The following is a 15,168-nucleotide window of genomic DNA, read 5'->3' as shown; positions in this document are numbered from 1 at the left end:
GTGCGGCCGGATCGTCCCGCAGCCGGCGCGCGTAGTCGGCCTCGGCGGCCAGGGCGTCGGCGAGCGCGTCGCGGTGGCGGCCCCAGCGCCGGATCGGGAAGAGCACCACGAGGGCCGCCTGCACCAGCCCGCCGCCGACCATCAGGGCGGCCTGCCCCAAGGCCTGCGTGACGCCGACCGGCAGGGCGACGGTCACCAGCATCACCGCGGCGTTGGTCGTGCCGAGACTGCCCGCGTTGGCGCCCAGCGACCAGGCCATGCCGCCGAGGAAGGCCCACAGCGCGAGCAGGGCGAGGAACAGCGGCAGACAGCCGCCCGTGAGGTAGCTCAGGAAGGTCGTGACGCCGAGGGTGAGCGCGGAGACGACGGGGAGCAGCGGGTCCGGCCGCCAGCTGCGCTGGAACACCGCGATCCCGCCGAGCAGCGCCCCGTACGCGGCACCTGCCGCGGCGGTCCCGCCGAACAGCCACAGCGCGAGGCCGCCCGACAGCGCGAGACCTGCCGTCGCCCGCAGGGCGACCAGCGGTTCGAGCCTGCCCCGCTCCACCCGCAGCCCGGAGCGGGCGGCGTCCTTCAGCGTGCTGGTCCAGCCCATTTCGTGAGAATACGTGCGCAACACGGCTATCTCTCCAGGAAACTCCCCGAGTGAAGCAACGGCAGTCGGGCGGATCGCCCCCGCTTCAAACGGCGACCCGCACCCCCGCCTCGCCGGGCCCGTACTCACCGATCTGCGTACGCAGCCGTCCGGCACCCTTGAGCATCAACAGGCCCGCGACGACGAGCAGGGCCCCCTGCCAAAGGAAGGTGCCGGTCTGCCCGATCGCGTGGTCCAGGCGCGGCACCTGGCCGCCGATGCTGTCGCCGGTCGCGGCGGCCAGGAACCAGATGCCGATCATCTGGCTGGTGAAGGCGCGCGGCGCGAGCGCCATCGTGATCACCACGCCGACCAGACTCAGGCACAGCTCACCGAGGACCTGGATGAAGTAGACGCCGATGAGCCACCACAGGGAGACCTTCGCGCCCCCGGAGGCCGGCGCCGAGGCGACGGCCATCACGAGGAACGAGCCGCCGGCCAGTCCGAGCGCCATGGAGAACTTGCCGGGGGTGGAGAAGTTCCGGCCCTTGCGCAGCCAGAACATGCCGACCATCGGGGCGAGCACGATCCCGAACACGGAGGGGATGGACAGGGTCCAGCTCGCGGGCATCTGCCAACCCAGCACTTGCAGGTCGACCTTCTGCGCGGCGAAGACGTTGAGCGTGATCGCCATCTGGTCGTAGACCATCCAGAAGAGCGCGGCGGCCGCGAAGAACCAGACGTACGCCTTGAGGCGCACCCGCTCCCCGGTGTCGACGTGGGGGCAGCGGTACATATGGGCGAGATAGCCGGCCGGCACGAGCAGTCCGACGGCCGCCAGCGCGTACGTGAGGTTGTCGAAGCCCAGCAGACCGGTCTCGGTGGCGAGCGGCACCAGCAGGACGAGCAGTGCGACCACGGCGCCGGCGGCGCGCAGCACATTGCGGCGCTCGCGGGCGGTGAGCGGGACGACCGGTCGCTCCCGGTAACTCTCGGCCAACCGCCGCTTACCGAGGGTGAGTTGGGTCAGACCGAGGGCCATCCCCAGCGCGGCGGCGGCGAAGCCCAGATGCCAGTCCACCTCCTCGCCGAGGAAGCCCACCACCATCGGGGCGGCCAGGGCGCCGGCGCTGATGCCCATGTAGTAAAGCGAGTAGCCGGCCGCGCGCCGGTCGGTGTCGCCCTCGGCGTAGAGGAAGCCGACCATCGAGGTGATGTTGGTCTTGAGCAGTCCGGTGCCGGCGGCGATGAGCAGCAGGCCGGGCCAGACCCCGTGATTGCCCGGCACGGCCAGGCAGGTGTGGCCGGCCATGATGACGACGCCGCCAAGGAACACCGCGCGCCGGGCCCCGAGGAAGCGTCGGCGACCCAGCCGCCGGGCAGCGCGAGGAGACCCAGCACGGCCATGTACACACCCGCGATCGCCACGGAACCGGTCGTCCCGAGCCCCATGCCGCCGGCCCCCTTCGAGGCCACGAAGAAGTGCACGAGGATCGCGATCATCCCGTAGAGGCTGAAGCGCTCCCACATCTCCGTCAGAGCCAGTGTCGCCAGACCCCGGGGGTGGTCACGGAAAGAACCCGACCGAACCTGCATGCCTCGCACCCTTGCCGTGACCCCGGAGTAGTTGCCCCCTGCACGTAACAATGCCTTATTGGAATCCGTTTTCAGTAGCGTTTTGCCCTGATTTGACCGAACCCTCAGCGCCTGTTGAGCCGCGCCGCCTGCCTCGTCAGATGCGTGCGTTCGGCGAGGTTGGGGGCCTTGGTGGCGGCCTCCGTGTAGAGGCGGGCGGCCGTGGCCGGGTCGCCGGCGCGTTCGTGGAGGTAGGCCGCCGCCGCGGTGTGGCGGGGCAGGGAGGCGTCGAGGTCGGCGAGCGCGGCCAGGCCCGCGTGCGGGCCGTCGGCCTCGCCGAGGGCGACGGCCCGGTTGAGGCGGACGATGGGGTTGTCCGTCAGGCGTACGAGCTCGTCGTACCACTCGACGATCTGCACCCAGTCCGTCTCCTCGGCGGTGGGCGCGTCGGCGTGCAGGGCGGCGATGGCGGCCTGGGCCTGGAACTCGCCGAGCCGGTCGCGGGCGAGCGCCCTCTGGAGGATGACGACGCCTTCGGCGATGAGGCCGGTGTCCCAGCGGCCGCGGTCCTGTGCGGCGAGCGGTACGAGGCCGCCGTCGGGAGCGGTACGGGCGGGGCGGCGGGCGTGGTGGAGCAGCATGAGGGCAAGCAGGCCCGCGACCTCGGGATGGTCGATCGCGGTGGCGAGCTGCCGGGTGAGGCGGATGGCCTCGGCGGCGAGGTCCACATCGCCGGAGTAGCCCTCGTTGAAGACCAGGTAGAGGACGCGCAGCACGGTGGCGACGTCGCCGGGCTGCTCGAAGCGCACGCCGGAGACGGTGCGTTTGGCGCGGCTGATGCGCTGCGCCATGGTCGCCTCGGGGACGAGGTAGGCCTCGGCGATCTGGCGCGTGGTGAGCCCGCCGACGGCGCGCAGGGTGAGCGCGACGGCCGACGACGGGGTCAGGGACGGGTGGGCACACAGGAAGTAGAGCTGGAGCGTGTCGTCGAGCGCGGGCGCCGGTCCGGGTGCCGGCTCCTCGTCCACCCGGTCCTCGCGCCGGCGGCGGGCCGTGTCCGCCCGGGTCGCGTCGAGGAACTTGCGCCAGGCCACGGTGACCAGCCAGCCCTTCGCATCGCGCGGAGGGTCGGCCGGCCAGACGCGGACCGCCTCGACGAGCGCGTCCTGTACGGCGTCCTCGGCCGCCGCGAACTCGGCTCCGCGGCGGACGAGGATCGCGAGCACGCTCGGCGTGAGGCCCCTGAGCAGGGCCTCGTCCATCGGCGAGCTCACTCCGTGATCGTGGGCTGCACGCCGTAGAACGGGCGCAGTTCCAGCCACTCGTGGATGGGCTTCCCGCCCGCCCCGGGAGCGGCCGACAGCTCTCCCGCCAGCTCCACGGCGCGTTCGTACGTGTCGACGTCGATCACCATCCAGCCGGCGATCAGGTCCTTGGTCTCGGCGAACGGGCCGTCGGTGACCGGCGGGCGCCCCTCCCCGTCGTACCGCACGAAGGTGCCCTCGGGAGAGAGCGCCTGCCCGTCGACGAACTCACCGGTCTTCTCGAGCCGGGCCGCGAAGTCGTTCATGTACTGCACGTGTGCCGAGATCTCCTCGGGCGTCCACTGGTCCATCGGCACGTCGTTCACGGGGGCCGGGGCGCCGCGGTAGTGCTTGAGAAGCAGGTACTTGGCCATGACGGTTCTCCTCGCTGCGTACGACCCATTGTGGTCGCGTTCACTGCGGGGACGGAGCCGTACGCCGGTTCTCGACATCACGGGCTCACGTTTTTCTGCGGGACCACGGGCTCAGGTTTTCCACGGGCCTCGCCCTCCTGCGCGTCAGGTCTTTCTGCGGGCCGTCATCGTCCGCTGGATCAGGATGAACGCGCAGAGCAGCACCCCCGTCGCGATCTTCGTCCACCAGGAGCTGAGCGTCCCTTCGAAGGTGATGAGGCTCTTGATCAGGCCTAGGACGAGCACCCCGAAGAGCGTGCCGAGTACGTAGCCGGAGCCGCCGGTGAGCAGGGTGCCGCCGATGACCACCGCGGCGATGGCGTCGAGTTCCATGCCGATGGCGTGCAGCGGGTCACCGGACTGGATGTAGAGCATGAAGAGGAGACCGGCCAGGGCCGAGCAGAAGCCGCTCACCGTATAGACGGCGATCTTGGTGCCGCCCATCGGGAGGCCCATCAGCAGGGCCGACTGTTCGTTGCCGCCGACGGCGTACACCCGGCGGCCGAAGCGGGTGTGGTGCAGCACGTAGTACGCGACGGCGAGGACGGCGAGCGCCACAAGGGCGCCGATGGACAACTCCCCCACGCCCAGCGGGACTCGGGTCTGCGCCAGGGTGCCCACCGAGGCGTCGCCGATGGAGATCGACTCCTTGCTGATGACCAGGCACAGACCGCGGAAGAGGAAGAGCCCGGCGAGGGTGACGATGAACGGCTGGATCTCGAAGTTGTGGATCACGTAACCCATGAGGAACCCGCCGAACGCGCCCACGCCGAGGGCGAGCGGCACCACCAGGACCAGCGGAAGACCCTGCCGTTCCACCAGCCAGGCCGTGAACATGGTGGTGAAGCCGATCATCGAGCCCACGGACAGGTCGATGCCGCCGGACATGATGACGAAGGTGGCGCCGATGGCCGCGACAAGCAGATAGCCGTTGTCGATGAACAGGTTGAGGAACACCTGGGGTTCGCCGAACCCGTAGTTCGCGTACCGGCTGAGGCCGCCGCCGTACATGGCCAGGAACAGGGCGGCCGTGACCAGGACGGGCAGCCGCCGGTCGCCGAGCAGGCGGGTGGCGCGGGTGGCGGCGGCGTTGCTCTCGACCACCTCGGGCTTGCGGTCGGTCGCGGTCATCGCGACACCTCCGTCGAGGTCTTCGGTGGCTTCGGGGCGGCGGCGGTCGGCAGCACGGGCTCCGCCGGGGCGGGGTCCGTCAGGTTCCTGGCGCGCCTCGCGCCGAAGACCTTCTCCCGGAACTTCGGGGACTGCAGCAGGCAGACGACGATGACGACCGCGGCCTTGAAGACCAGGTTGGTCTGGGTCGGCACGCCGATCGTGTAGATCGTGGTGGTCAGGGTCTGGATGACGAGAGCGCCGATCACCGTGCCGCCGACGGAGAACCGGCCGCCGGTCAGCGCGGTGCCGCCGATGACCACGGCGAGGATCGCGTCGAGCTCGATCCACAGACCGGCGTTGTTGCCGTCCGCGGCCGAGGTGTTGGAGCTGATCATGAGCCCCGCGATACCGGCGCACAGCGCGCAGAACACGTACACCATGATCTTGATACGGGTGGACCTGATGCCGACAAGACGGCTGGCCTCGGCGTTGCCGCCGACGGACTCGACGAGCAGTCCGAGCGCCGTGCGGCGGGTGAGGAGGACCGTGGCGGCGACGACGGCGGCCACCACGAAGATGGAGAAGGGCAGCGTCAGCCAGTAGCCGCCGCCGATGAGTTTGTACGGCTCGCTGTGGATGGTGATGATCTGGCCGTCGGTGATCAGCTGGGCGACACCGCGGCCCGCGACCATGATGATCAGGGTCGCGATGATGGGCTGGATGCCCATCCTGGCCACCAGGAATCCGTTCCACAGACCGCAGACGACCGCGGCCACGAGCCCGATGCCGATCGCGAGGAACACCCCGGACAGCGCGTTCTGATCGGTGCGGTCGCTGATGTACGAACAGGTCAGGGCGCCGGTGATGGCGACCACGGCGCCCACCGAGAGGTCGATGCCGCCGGTGGCGATGACCAGGGTCATGCCGACCGCCACCAGGATGAGCGGCGAGCCGAACAGGACGATCGAGACGAGGCTGCCGTAGAGGTGGCCGTCCGTCATCTTGACCGAGAAGAAGTCGGGAGTGAACGGGACGTTGACGATGAGCAGGGCGATCAGGACGGCGACCGGCCAGAACAGATGGTGACGCGTCAGCGCTCGCCAACGGGGGGTGGTGGTCACTGGTGTGCTCCGCTCGCGATGGTCTCGAGGATCGTGCCGGCGGTGATCTCGGGGCCGTTGGCCAGGCGCGCCACCAGCTTGCGGTCGCGCAGCACCCCGATGGTGTGGCTGAGCCGCAGGACCTCTTCCAGCTCGGCCGCGATGTACAGGACGGACATGCCGTCCTCGGAGAGGGAGACCACCAGTTTCTGGATCTCCGTCTTGGCGCCGATGTCGATGCCGCGCGTGGGTTCGTCCAGGATCAGCAGCTGCGGCTGAGTGATCAGCCAGCGGGCGAGCAGCACCTTCTGCTGGTTGCCGCCGCTGAGCTGTCCGACGCGGGCCTCGGGGTTGGCGGGGCGGATGTCCAGGGCCTTGATGTACTTCGCGACGAGTTCGTCGCGCTGCGGGACGGGGAGGGGACGGGTCCAGCCGCGGGCGGCCTGGAGCGCGAGGATGATGTTCTCGCGCACCGTCAGATCGGGGACGAGGCCCTCGGTCTTGCGGTTCTCCGAACAGAACGCGACGCCCGCGCCGATGGCGTCGTTGGGCGCGCTCATCGAGACCTGTCTGCCGCCGATGGTCACCGTGCCGCTGTCGGGCTGGTCGGCGCCGAACAGGAGCCGGGCGAGCTCGGTGCGGCCGGATCCGAGCAGCCCCGCGAGCCCGAGCACCTCGCCCTTGTTGATGTCCAGGTCGAAGGGGGCGATCTTCCCGGTACGGCCGAGCCCCTCGGCCCTGACCAGCAACTCGCCCACACCCGAGTGCAGTTGGTGCTCGTGCAGCTCCTCCAGCTGGTCGAGCGCCTTGCCGATCATCAGCTCGATCAGGCCGACCTGGTCGAGGTCGCGGACCAGGTGCTCGCCGACGAGGGCGCCGTTGCGCAGCACGGTCATGCGGTCGCAGATCTCGTAGATCTGGTCGAGGAAGTGCGACACGAACAGGATCGCCACGCCGTCGCGGCTCAACTGCCGCATCAGACGGAAGAGTTCGAGGACCTCGTCGCGGTCGAGGCTGGAGGTCGGCTCGTCGAGCACGAGCACCTTGGTGCCGGAGCCGGGCGCGTCACGGTCGCCGGTGCCCACCGACCGTACGATCGCGACCAGTTGCTGCACGGCCAGCGGATACGAGGACAGCGGGGCCGCCACGTCGATGTCGAGGCCGAGCCGGTCGACCAGCTCCGCCGCCTCCTTGCGCATCCGCTTCCACTGGATGCGTCCGGCGCGGGTGGGTTCGCGGCCGATGAAGATGTTCTCCGCCACCGACAGGTTGGGGCAGAGGTTGACCTCCTGGTAGACCGTGCTGATGCCCGCCTGCTGCGCCTGCAGCGGGCTGGTGAACCGCACGGGCTCCCCGTCGAGGGTGACGGTGCCGCCGTCGAGCGGGTACACGCCCGTCAACACCTTGATCAGCGTGGACTTTCCGGCGCCGTTCTCGCCTATCAGGGCGTGTATCTCGCCCGGGAACAGCCGGAAGTCGACGCCGGACAGAGCCCGCACCCCCGGAAATTCCTTCACTACGCCCGTCATCTCCAGGACGGGCCGCGGCTCTGCCATGGCAGCGCTCCTCATGCGTCTTCTCGGACCGAGGGGAGCCTCCTCGCCGAGGGCCGGTCGGTCCCGGTCGGCGAAGAGGCTCCCTGCAGGTGGGAACGGGCGGTCAGTACTTGCGGCCGGGCAGCGCGTCCTTGGCCTGGTCCTGCAGGAAGTCGCTCTCCTCCGTCTTGATCCAGCGCTCGAGCTTCTCGCCGTCCTTGACCTTCTGCACGACGTCCATCAGCTGGGGGCCGAGCAGCGGGTTGCACTCGACGATGGCGTTGATCTTTCCTTCGGACATCGCGATGAAGCCGTCCTTCACGCCGTCGACCGTGACGATGAGGATGTCCTTGCCGGGCTTCTTGCCGGCCGCCTCGATGGCCTGGATGGCGCCGAGGCCCATGTCGTCGTTGTGCGCGTAGAGCACGTTGATGTCCGGGTTGGACTGCAGGAACGCGGCCATGACCTGCTTGCCGCCGGCGCGCGTGAACTCACCGGTCTGGCTGACGACGATCTTCCAGTCGTCGGCGTGGTCCGCGTCCATGACCTCCTTGAAGCCCTTGGCGCGCTCGATCGCGGGCGCGGCACCGGTGGTGCCCTCCAACTGGGCGATCTTCACAGGGCCCTTGTGGCCGGCCTTGTCCAGGACCTTCTCCAGGATCTTGGCCGCGCGCCGGCCCTCGTCCGTGAAGTCCGAGCCCACCAGGGTCACGTACAGGGACTCGTCCGAGGTCTCCACGGAGCGGTCGGTGAGGACGACCGGGATCTTCGCCGCCTTGGCCTCCTTGAGCACCGCGTCCCAGCCCGTGACGACCACCGGCGAGAAGGCGATCACATCGACCTTCTGCGCGATGTAGTTGCGGATCGCGGAGATCTGGTTCTCCTGCTTCTGCTGGGCGTCGGAGAACTTCAGGGTGTAACCCGCCTCCTTCGCCGCGGACTTGACCGACTCGCTGTTGGCGGTCCGCCAGCCGCTCTCGGAGCCGACCTGGGAGAAGCCGAGGGTGAGTGTCCTGCTGCCGCCGCCCGCGGAGTCCGACGACTTGCCGTCCTCCTTGGCGCAGGCCGCGAGCCCGGCCGCGGCCGCCGCACCTACCGCCGCGGTGAGGAAGTTTCGCCTGGTGAGCATGCTGGATCTCCTTCGTAGCGGTGCTGTTCCGGGGACGTGCAGTGCTGTTCCGAGGATCAGACGTTGTTCGAAATCTCGAACAAGCGGGGGTGCGCAGAGGTAAGGCTCAGAAGCGAGGGGGTGTGTCAGCGATGGAGGTCATAGTGAGCGCCCACCGCTCCCTCCGGTCAAGAGGTCGCGCACGAAGCCGGACATCACGTTTACGTAACGCGCAGAAGCGGAGTCACTTCATCCGCGGGTCCTCGGTCGGGTCGGCGTACATCGCCGGGCAGCCCGCCCGGACGGCTTCGGGACGCAGCTCGTAGTGCCAGGGTTCGTTGCGGTAGATCTGGCACAACCCGTACGCGGCGCCATGGCGCGACAGCCACGCCTGGGCGGCGTTCGGCCCGAGGTCGACCGCCTCTCCCGACACATGCGGGGAGGTCTGCGCGGTGGCCACCCAGCGGGCCGCTTCCTCCTCGGAGCCGTACTGCGCGACCGCCTTGCGGAGCAGGTCCTCCTGGTAGTCGGCGGAACGCCAGCCGCTGTTGACGGACAGCGTGATCCCCGCGTCCGTCGCCGCCCGGCGCAGTGCCTTCAAAAGCCCGGGCTCGAGATTCGCCACGGCCGGAATGTGGTCGTCGAAGACGGTCGTGCCGTCCGGGACCCGGCCGTCCGCCTCGCCCAGCGCGCGGTGGTCGTTGCGCTTGTCCTGGCGGGCTCCGCCGGGCGGTGCGGCCGGGGAGGACGGTTCGGCGGTGGCCGGTTCCGCGGTGGCCGGTTCCGCAGTGGCGGGTGAGGCGCTCGGGGACGGCGATACGGAGGAGAACGACGAGGAGGCCGGCGACGACTGGCAGCCGGCGACGCCGATCAGCGTCGCACCTGCGACCGCCACCGCTGCCGCGGCGAGGTGGGCCGGGCGCCGGGTACGGCGGGCTGCTGCGTGGGCGGGCTTGCCTATGTCGCTGTGGTTCATGCCCGCAGTCAAAAGAATCGGGTGTTGCCGTCCCGTATGCGGTTTTCGATATGCCGACGATATGTCCCGACTCGTAGCCTCGGAGCATGCGAGTGCTGATCGTCGAGGACGAGCCCTACATGGCGGAGGCCATTCGCGATGGTTTGCGTCTGGAAGCGATCGCGGCGGACATCGCGGGGGACGGTGACACCGCGCTCGAGCTGCTGAGCATCAACACGTACGACATCGCCGTACTCGACCGTGACATCCCCGGTCCCAGCGGTGACGAGGTCGCCAAGAGCATCGTCGCCTCCGGCACCGGGATGCCGATCCTCATGCTCACCGCCGCCGACCGGCTCGACGACAAGGCCAGCGGGTTCGGGCTCGGCGTCGACGACTACCTCACGAAGCCGTTCGAGCTGCAGGAACTCGTGCTCAGACTGCGCGCGCTCGACCGCCGTCGGGCGCACAACCGGCCGCCCGTACGGGAAATCGCGGGGCTTCGGCTCGATCCGTTCCGCCGCGAGGTCTACCGCGACGGGAACTATGTCGCGCTGACCCGGAAGCAGTTCGCGGTGCTCGAGGTCCTCGTGGCCGCCGAGGGCGGGGTCGTCAGCGCCGAGGAGCTCCTGGAGCGAGCGTGGGACGAGAACGCGGACCCGTTCACCAATGCCGTACGCATCACGGTCTCGGCCCTGCGCAAGCGGCTCGGCGAACCGTGGGTCATCGCCACGGTGCCGGGTGTCGGCTACCGGATCGACACAGCCTCGGGAGGGGAGCGTGGTTAGGCAGCCCGGGTGGAGCGTCCGGCTCAAGCTCACGCTCAGCTACGCCGGATTCCTCATGGTCGCCGGCGCCTTGCTGCTCGCCGCCATCGGATGGTTCCTCCTGGAACAGCGGTGGCTGGTGACCAACGAATCGGGGAGGTGGCAACAGGGCCCGGGCGTCGCCTTTGTGCGCGGGTTCGCCCCGCTGGCGGCTGCGGTCATGGTGTTCCTGCTGGTGTTCGGGCTCCTGGGGGGATGGATCCTGGCCGGCCGGATGCTCGCTCCGCTGACCCGCATCACCGATGCCGCCCGGATGGCCACGCACGGTTCGCTGTCCCACCGGATCCGGATGCCGGGCCGCACCGACGAGTTCCGCGAACTCGCCGACGCCTTCGACGCGATGCTCGCCCGGCTCGAAGCACACGTCGCCGAACAGCGGAGGTTCGCGGCCAACGCCTCGCACGAGCTGCGCACGCCGCTGGCGATCTCGAAGTCGCTGCTCGACGTGGCCCGCGCCGACCCGACCCGCGACATCGGTGAGCTGATCGACCGGCTCAGCACCGTCAACACCCGGGCGATCGATCTCGCCGAGGCACTGCTCCTGATGAGCCGCGCCGAGCAGCGGAACTTCACGCCGGAGTACGTCGACCTGTCCCTGACGGCCGAGGAGGCGTCCGAGACCCTCCTCCCCCTCGCGGAGAAGCGGGGCGTGGCCCTGGAGACCAGCGGCGACATCACCCCCACGACCGGATCACCGGCGCTCCTGGGGCAGTTGGTGGTCAACCTCGTGCACAACGCGATCACCCACAACCTGCCCAAGGGCGGCGCCGTGTGGATCACGACCACCGCACGTCCCGGCATCGCGGTGCTCACCGTCGAGAACACCGGCGAGCGGCTCTCGCCCGAGCTGGTCGCGACGCTCACCGAGCCGTTCCAGCGGGGCACCGAACGCGTGCACGGCGACCATGCCGGAGTCGGCCTCGGACTCGCCATCGTGGAGCGGATCGTCCAGGTCCACGACGGCACCCTCACCCTCACCCCGCGCCCCGAAGGCGGCCTCCACATCCGCGTACAGCTGCCCGCCACACCTCCGCAGCCCGGCAAGTAGTGCCGAGCAGTTCAGGAAACGACCAATGAGTGAAGCAACCAGTGAGTGACGTGATCAAGGACGCCGTGGATACGCGGGGGCAGACCGTCGCGGCAGACGACGAGCGTGCCGAGGCGGCCCCGGACACGGCGAACGGCGAGACGGCCCCGGACACGGCGGCCGGCCGGTCGGGGCCGTGGCGGCGCGGCCTCGTGCTCGCGGTCTGTGCGCTGCTGCTCGGTCTGCTCCTGATGCTGCACTCGTGGATCACGGACCGGGCGGGCCTCGGCAGTCTCGTCGAGACCTTCCTGCCGTGGTTCGGCGTCTTCGTGCCGGTGCTGCTCGCCGCCGCGCTGTGGCGCCGCTCCGCCTCGGCGCTGGTCGCGCTGCTGCTGCCGGCGGTGGTGTGGGTGAGCCTCTTCGGCGGGCTGCTCATGGACAAGCCCCAGGCGGGCGGCGACCTCATGGTGGTCAGCCACAACGTCGCCGCCGAGAACACCAACCCGGTCGGCACCGCACGTCAACTGGCGCAATCCGGAGCCGACTTGCTGGCCCTCGAAGAGCTGTCCGACCAGGCCAGGGCCACGTACGAGAAGGAGCTGGCGCGGGCGTACCCGCACCACACCGTGCAGGGCACGGTCGGCCTGTGGAGCAAGCTGCCGCTGTCGGACACCGAGCCGGTCGACGTCCTGCGGGACAATGTCGGGCCGCTGGGGCGGGAGAGGGAGCGGCGCGGGGACGCCCCGGTCGAACCGCCCCGCGCGCTGCGCACCACGGTGGCCACCGAGAAGGGGCCCCTCGCGGTCTACGTGGCGCACCTGGGCTCGGTCCGTGTGATGCCCCGGGGCGGATTCTGGACCGACTCGCGCGACGCCGGCGCGGCCAAGCTCGCCGAGGCCGTCGCGGCCGAGAAGAGCGAACGGGTCGTGGTGCTCGGCGACATGAACGGCACCACGGACGACCGCGCCCTCGCCGGCCTCACCTCCCGGCTCACCTCGGCCCAGACCGAGGCGGGCGACGGCCTCGGCCTCAGCTGGCCGGCCTCGTTCCCGATGGCGCGGATCGACCAGATCCTGCTCCAGGGTGTGCAGGCGAAGAGCTCCTGGGTGCTGCCGGAGACGGGCAGCGACCACCTGCCGGTGGGGGCCTGGATCAGCTGGTGAGGCCTCGCCCCTCCCGCCGCAGCTCGTACGCCTCCCCGTCCAGCCACAGCCGGCCCGTCAAGTCCGCGTAGCAGCCGTCCCGTTCGGGCTGTCCGCGCAGGAGGGCGAGGGCCGGGGACGTGAGGCGGAGGGTGCGGCCGGTGGCCGTGATGCCGGGCAGGTCCGTCAGGCGGGCGGTCCAGGAGCGCGGCACCTTCACCACGTACGTGGCGTCCGTGCCCACGGCCTGTTCCAGGGCGTACAGGACGTCGCCGTAGCGGGCGTGGGAGAGCACCGCGCGCAGGGCCGACTCCAGGCTCCACAGTCCCGCGTCCACCTGGTCGCACGCGAAGATGCGGCCGGGGCGCGAGCGCGCGTACGCGAACCACGTGCCCGTACGGGACGGCAGGGCGTAGCCGATCGGGTAGCCGCCCGGCAGTCCGTCCCGTACGCAGACGTAGACGGCGCCGGTCGCGTCGCCTTCGTCCTGGGTGAGGAAGAGGCCGCGTTCGGACAGGAGGTCCGTCAAAGAGGTGCCGTCGGTGAGCGTCAACTGACTTCGGCCTTCCGCTAGATGAGGCGGGGGGCGCGGCGGCCGTTTCCCCCGGTGCGGCCGCCGCGCTTGCAAAGCGTCGCGGAAGGCGTTGCAATGCCGATGAAATTCCGATGATGCGGCTCGCCAGTTGCGGTTCGCATGACGCGCGGCGGGACGGGGGTGGCACGTGGGTCTGCGTCTCGCGGTGCTCGGACCCGTGCGGGCCGTTCGCGACGCCACGCCCGTGAGTCTCGGGCCCGCGCGGCAGCAGGCCGTCTTCGTGGCGCTCGCGCTGCGGGCGGGCCGGGTCGTCAGTCGTGAGCAGCTCCTCGACGGCGTGTGGGGCGAGCGGCCGCCACCGACCGGCGTGAAAGTGATGCCCAGTTATGTGTACGGGCTGCGCAAGCGGCTCGATCCGCCCGGGACCCGGCCCGAGGAGTCGGTCATACGGGGCGAGGCGGGCGGCTACCGGCTTGCGGAGCGGCAACTGATCCTGGACAGCGACGCGTTGGAGCTTCACGCCCGCGAAGCCCGTAACGCCGCGAACCCTGCCGATGCCCTCGCCCAGCTCGACCGCGCGCTGGCCCTCGTCCACGGCGATCCGCTCGCCGGCCTTCCGGGTCCGCTCGCCGAGGCCGAGCGCACCCGGCTGCGGCTGAGGATCCGGGCGATACGCGTGCAGCGGCTCGAATGCCTCCTGGGGACAGGGCAGTTCGCCGAGGTGCTCGATCAGCTCACCGGGCTCGCTGCCGACCCCTGCGACGAACAGATCACCGCGCTGCGCGTCCGCGCGCTGCACGGTACCGGCCGGCGGGCCGAGGCGCTGCACGCGTAGGAGGAGATACGCGGACGGCTGCGGGACGAGCTCGGCGTCGATCCCGGCACGGAGCTGCGGCGGGCCCATGAGGCTGTGCTGCGGCAAAGGGCGCCGCGCGAGACGCCCGCCCCCGTCAAGGCTCCCCCCGTCAACACCCTCCCCGGCGACGGCGGCCACCTCATCGGCCGCGACCGTGAACTCGCCGCGCTCACCGCCCTGTCCGCCCCCGGCGCCGTCTCCGTGACGACCGTCCACGGTCCCGCGGGTGTCGGCAAGAGCGCCCTGGTCGTGCGCGCCGCACGGGAGCTGAGCGGCCGCTACCCCGACGGCTGTCTGTTCGTGGATCTGCGCGGACACAGCACCCAGCGGCGCCAGACCCCCGAGCAGGCGCTGCAGCGGCTGCTCAGATCGCTCGGCGCCGCGAAGGGTGAACTACCCAGCGATCTGGAGGAGTTGACCGCGGCCTGGCGGGCCGCGACGAGTGCGCTGCGGCTGCTCCTCGTCCTCGATGACGCGCTCGACGCCGAACAGGTGCGGCCCCTGCTCCCGGCCGGCGCCGGCAGCCGGGTCCTGGTGGCCGGGCGCCGCCGCCTCCCGGAGCTCGACGCCGAGCGGCGGCTCGAACTGGAGCCCCTCGACCGTGCGCAGGCCGTCTCGCTGCTCACGCATCTCATCGGCGAGGAGCGGGCCGCCGAGGAGTCCGCGGCGGCCGAGCAGCTCGCCCGGCTCTGCGACGGGCTGCCGCTCGCGCTGCGGATCGCCGGTTCGCGGCTGCAGAACCGCACCGCGTGGAGTGTGGAGTACCTGGTCGGGCGGATGGCCGGGGACGAGCGGCTGCTCGGGGAGCTGAGCGTCGGGGACCGCAGCGTGGAGGCGGCGTTCCGGCTCTCGTACGACCAGCTCGGGGCGGAACAGCAGCGCGGGTTCCGGGCGTTGGGGCTCGCTCCGACCGTGGAGTTCGATGTGCGCACGGCCGCGGTGATGCTCGGCTCGCCCCCGTACGACAGCGAGGACCTCCTGGAGAGCCTGGTCGACGCGAGCCTGGTGCAGCAGCCGCGCCCCGGCCGCTACCGGTTGCACGATCTCGTACGGGTGCATGCGCGCCGCGTCGCCCGGACGGCGCCGGACGAGGCCGCCGGGGTG

At 70.6% G+C, this 15,168-nt stretch carries 14 protein-coding genes and 1 pseudogene; 5 read left to right on the top strand and 10 right to left on the bottom strand.

The genetic code is table 11. The features are described 5' to 3' along the window. From ABT367_RS36475 to ABT367_RS36435, 9 genes and pseudogenes are all read right to left on the bottom strand, one after another. A pseudogene (locus ABT367_RS36475) lies at nt 1-595 on the bottom strand (FUSC family protein); the annotation flags it as partial. A gap of 85 nt (nt 596-680) precedes the next feature. Continuing rightward, the gene (locus ABT367_RS36470; protein WP_352257594.1) at nt 681-1,946 is read right to left on the bottom strand and encodes a peptide MFS transporter; all 1,266 of its coding nucleotides are present in this window, start codon (nt 1,944-1,946) and stop codon (nt 681-683) included. A gap of 328 nt (nt 1,947-2,274) precedes the next feature. Then, nucleotides 2,275-3,411 carry an RNA polymerase sigma factor gene (locus tag ABT367_RS36465; RefSeq protein ID WP_352257593.1) on the bottom strand — a complete coding sequence of 379 codons (1,137 nt, stop codon included), beginning with the start codon at nt 3,409-3,411 and terminating at the stop codon, nt 2,275-2,277. A gap of 8 nt (nt 3,412-3,419) precedes the next feature. Beyond that, nucleotides 3,420-3,827 (bottom strand): YciI family protein, encoded by a 408-nt coding sequence (locus tag ABT367_RS36460; RefSeq protein ID WP_165335238.1) that lies wholly within the window; start codon nt 3,825-3,827, stop codon nt 3,420-3,422. Between the two features lie 144 nt (nt 3,828-3,971). Beyond that, nucleotides 3,972-4,997, bottom strand: a complete 1,026-nt coding sequence (gene yjfF, locus ABT367_RS36455; protein ID WP_352257590.1) for a galactofuranose ABC transporter, permease protein YjfF — start codon at nt 4,995-4,997, stop codon at nt 3,972-3,974. Continuing rightward, nucleotides 4,994-6,100, bottom strand: a complete 1,107-nt coding sequence (locus ABT367_RS36450) for an ABC transporter permease (protein WP_352257588.1) — start codon at nt 6,098-6,100, stop codon at nt 4,994-4,996. Before ABT367_RS36450 ends, yjfF begins: the two co-directional genes overlap by 4 nt. Next, nucleotides 6,097-7,635, bottom strand: a complete 1,539-nt coding sequence (locus tag ABT367_RS36445; protein ID WP_352257587.1) for a sugar ABC transporter ATP-binding protein — start codon at nt 7,633-7,635, stop codon at nt 6,097-6,099. The genes ABT367_RS36450 and ABT367_RS36445 overlap by 4 nt, the downstream gene beginning before the upstream one ends. Nucleotides 7,636-7,738: 103 nt before the next feature. Continuing rightward, nucleotides 7,739-8,743: an ABC transporter substrate-binding protein gene (locus ABT367_RS36440; RefSeq protein ID WP_352257585.1), complete on the bottom strand. Its 1,005-nt coding sequence runs from the start codon at nt 8,741-8,743 to the stop codon at nt 7,739-7,741. 223 nt (nt 8,744-8,966) lie between these two features. Next, on the bottom strand, nt 8,967-9,698 hold the full coding sequence (locus ABT367_RS36435) for a M15 family metallopeptidase (protein ID WP_352257583.1): 732 nt from the start codon (nt 9,696-9,698) through the stop codon (nt 8,967-8,969). Nucleotides 9,699-9,784: 86 nt separating this feature from the next. Here ABT367_RS36435 and ABT367_RS36430 point away from each other — a divergent pair, with 86 nt between their 5' ends. The 3 genes from ABT367_RS36430 (at nt 9,785) to ABT367_RS36420 (ending at nt 12,694) form a co-directional block, all read left to right on the top strand. After that, nucleotides 9,785-10,465 (top strand): response regulator transcription factor, encoded by a 681-nt coding sequence (locus tag ABT367_RS36430; RefSeq protein ID WP_352257581.1) that lies wholly within the window; start codon nt 9,785-9,787, stop codon nt 10,463-10,465. Then, a complete protein-coding gene (locus tag ABT367_RS36425) occupies nt 10,458-11,552 on the top strand; it encodes a sensor histidine kinase (RefSeq protein WP_352257579.1) in 1,095 nt (364 codons plus the stop codon). Before ABT367_RS36430 ends, ABT367_RS36425 begins: the two co-directional genes overlap by 8 nt. A gap of 191 nt (nt 11,553-11,743) precedes the next feature. Continuing rightward, nucleotides 11,744-12,694 carry an endonuclease/exonuclease/phosphatase family protein gene (locus ABT367_RS36420; protein ID WP_352257591.1) on the top strand — a complete coding sequence of 317 codons (951 nt, stop codon included), beginning with the start codon at nt 11,744-11,746 and terminating at the stop codon, nt 12,692-12,694. Here the strand turns inward: ABT367_RS36420 and ABT367_RS36415 are convergent. Continuing rightward, the gene (locus ABT367_RS36415; protein ID WP_352257578.1) at nt 12,684-13,226 is read right to left on the bottom strand and encodes a hypothetical protein; all 543 of its coding nucleotides are present in this window, start codon (nt 13,224-13,226) and stop codon (nt 12,684-12,686) included. The two genes, ABT367_RS36420 and ABT367_RS36415, sit on opposite strands and share 11 nt — an antisense overlap. A gap of 169 nt (nt 13,227-13,395) precedes the next feature. Between ABT367_RS36415 and ABT367_RS36410 the strand changes: the two genes are divergently transcribed. Together ABT367_RS36410 and ABT367_RS36405 are read left to right on the top strand one after the other, a co-directional pair. After that, the gene (locus tag ABT367_RS36410) at nt 13,396-14,043 is read left to right on the top strand and encodes an AfsR/SARP family transcriptional regulator (protein ID WP_352257576.1); all 648 of its coding nucleotides are present in this window, start codon (nt 13,396-13,398) and stop codon (nt 14,041-14,043) included. A gap of 75 nt (nt 14,044-14,118) precedes the next feature. Beyond that, on the top strand, nt 14,119-15,168 hold a 1,050-nt coding region (locus tag ABT367_RS36405), incomplete at its 3' end, for an NB-ARC domain-containing protein (RefSeq protein ID WP_352257574.1).

Origin of the sequence: Streptomyces mesophilus (assembly GCF_040300965.1) — a bacterium.
GTDB classification, from domain to species: Bacteria; Actinomycetota; Actinomycetes; order Streptomycetales; family Streptomycetaceae; genus Streptomyces; species Streptomyces mesophilus_A.
This window is presented reverse-complemented; position numbering and strand designations above follow the sequence as displayed.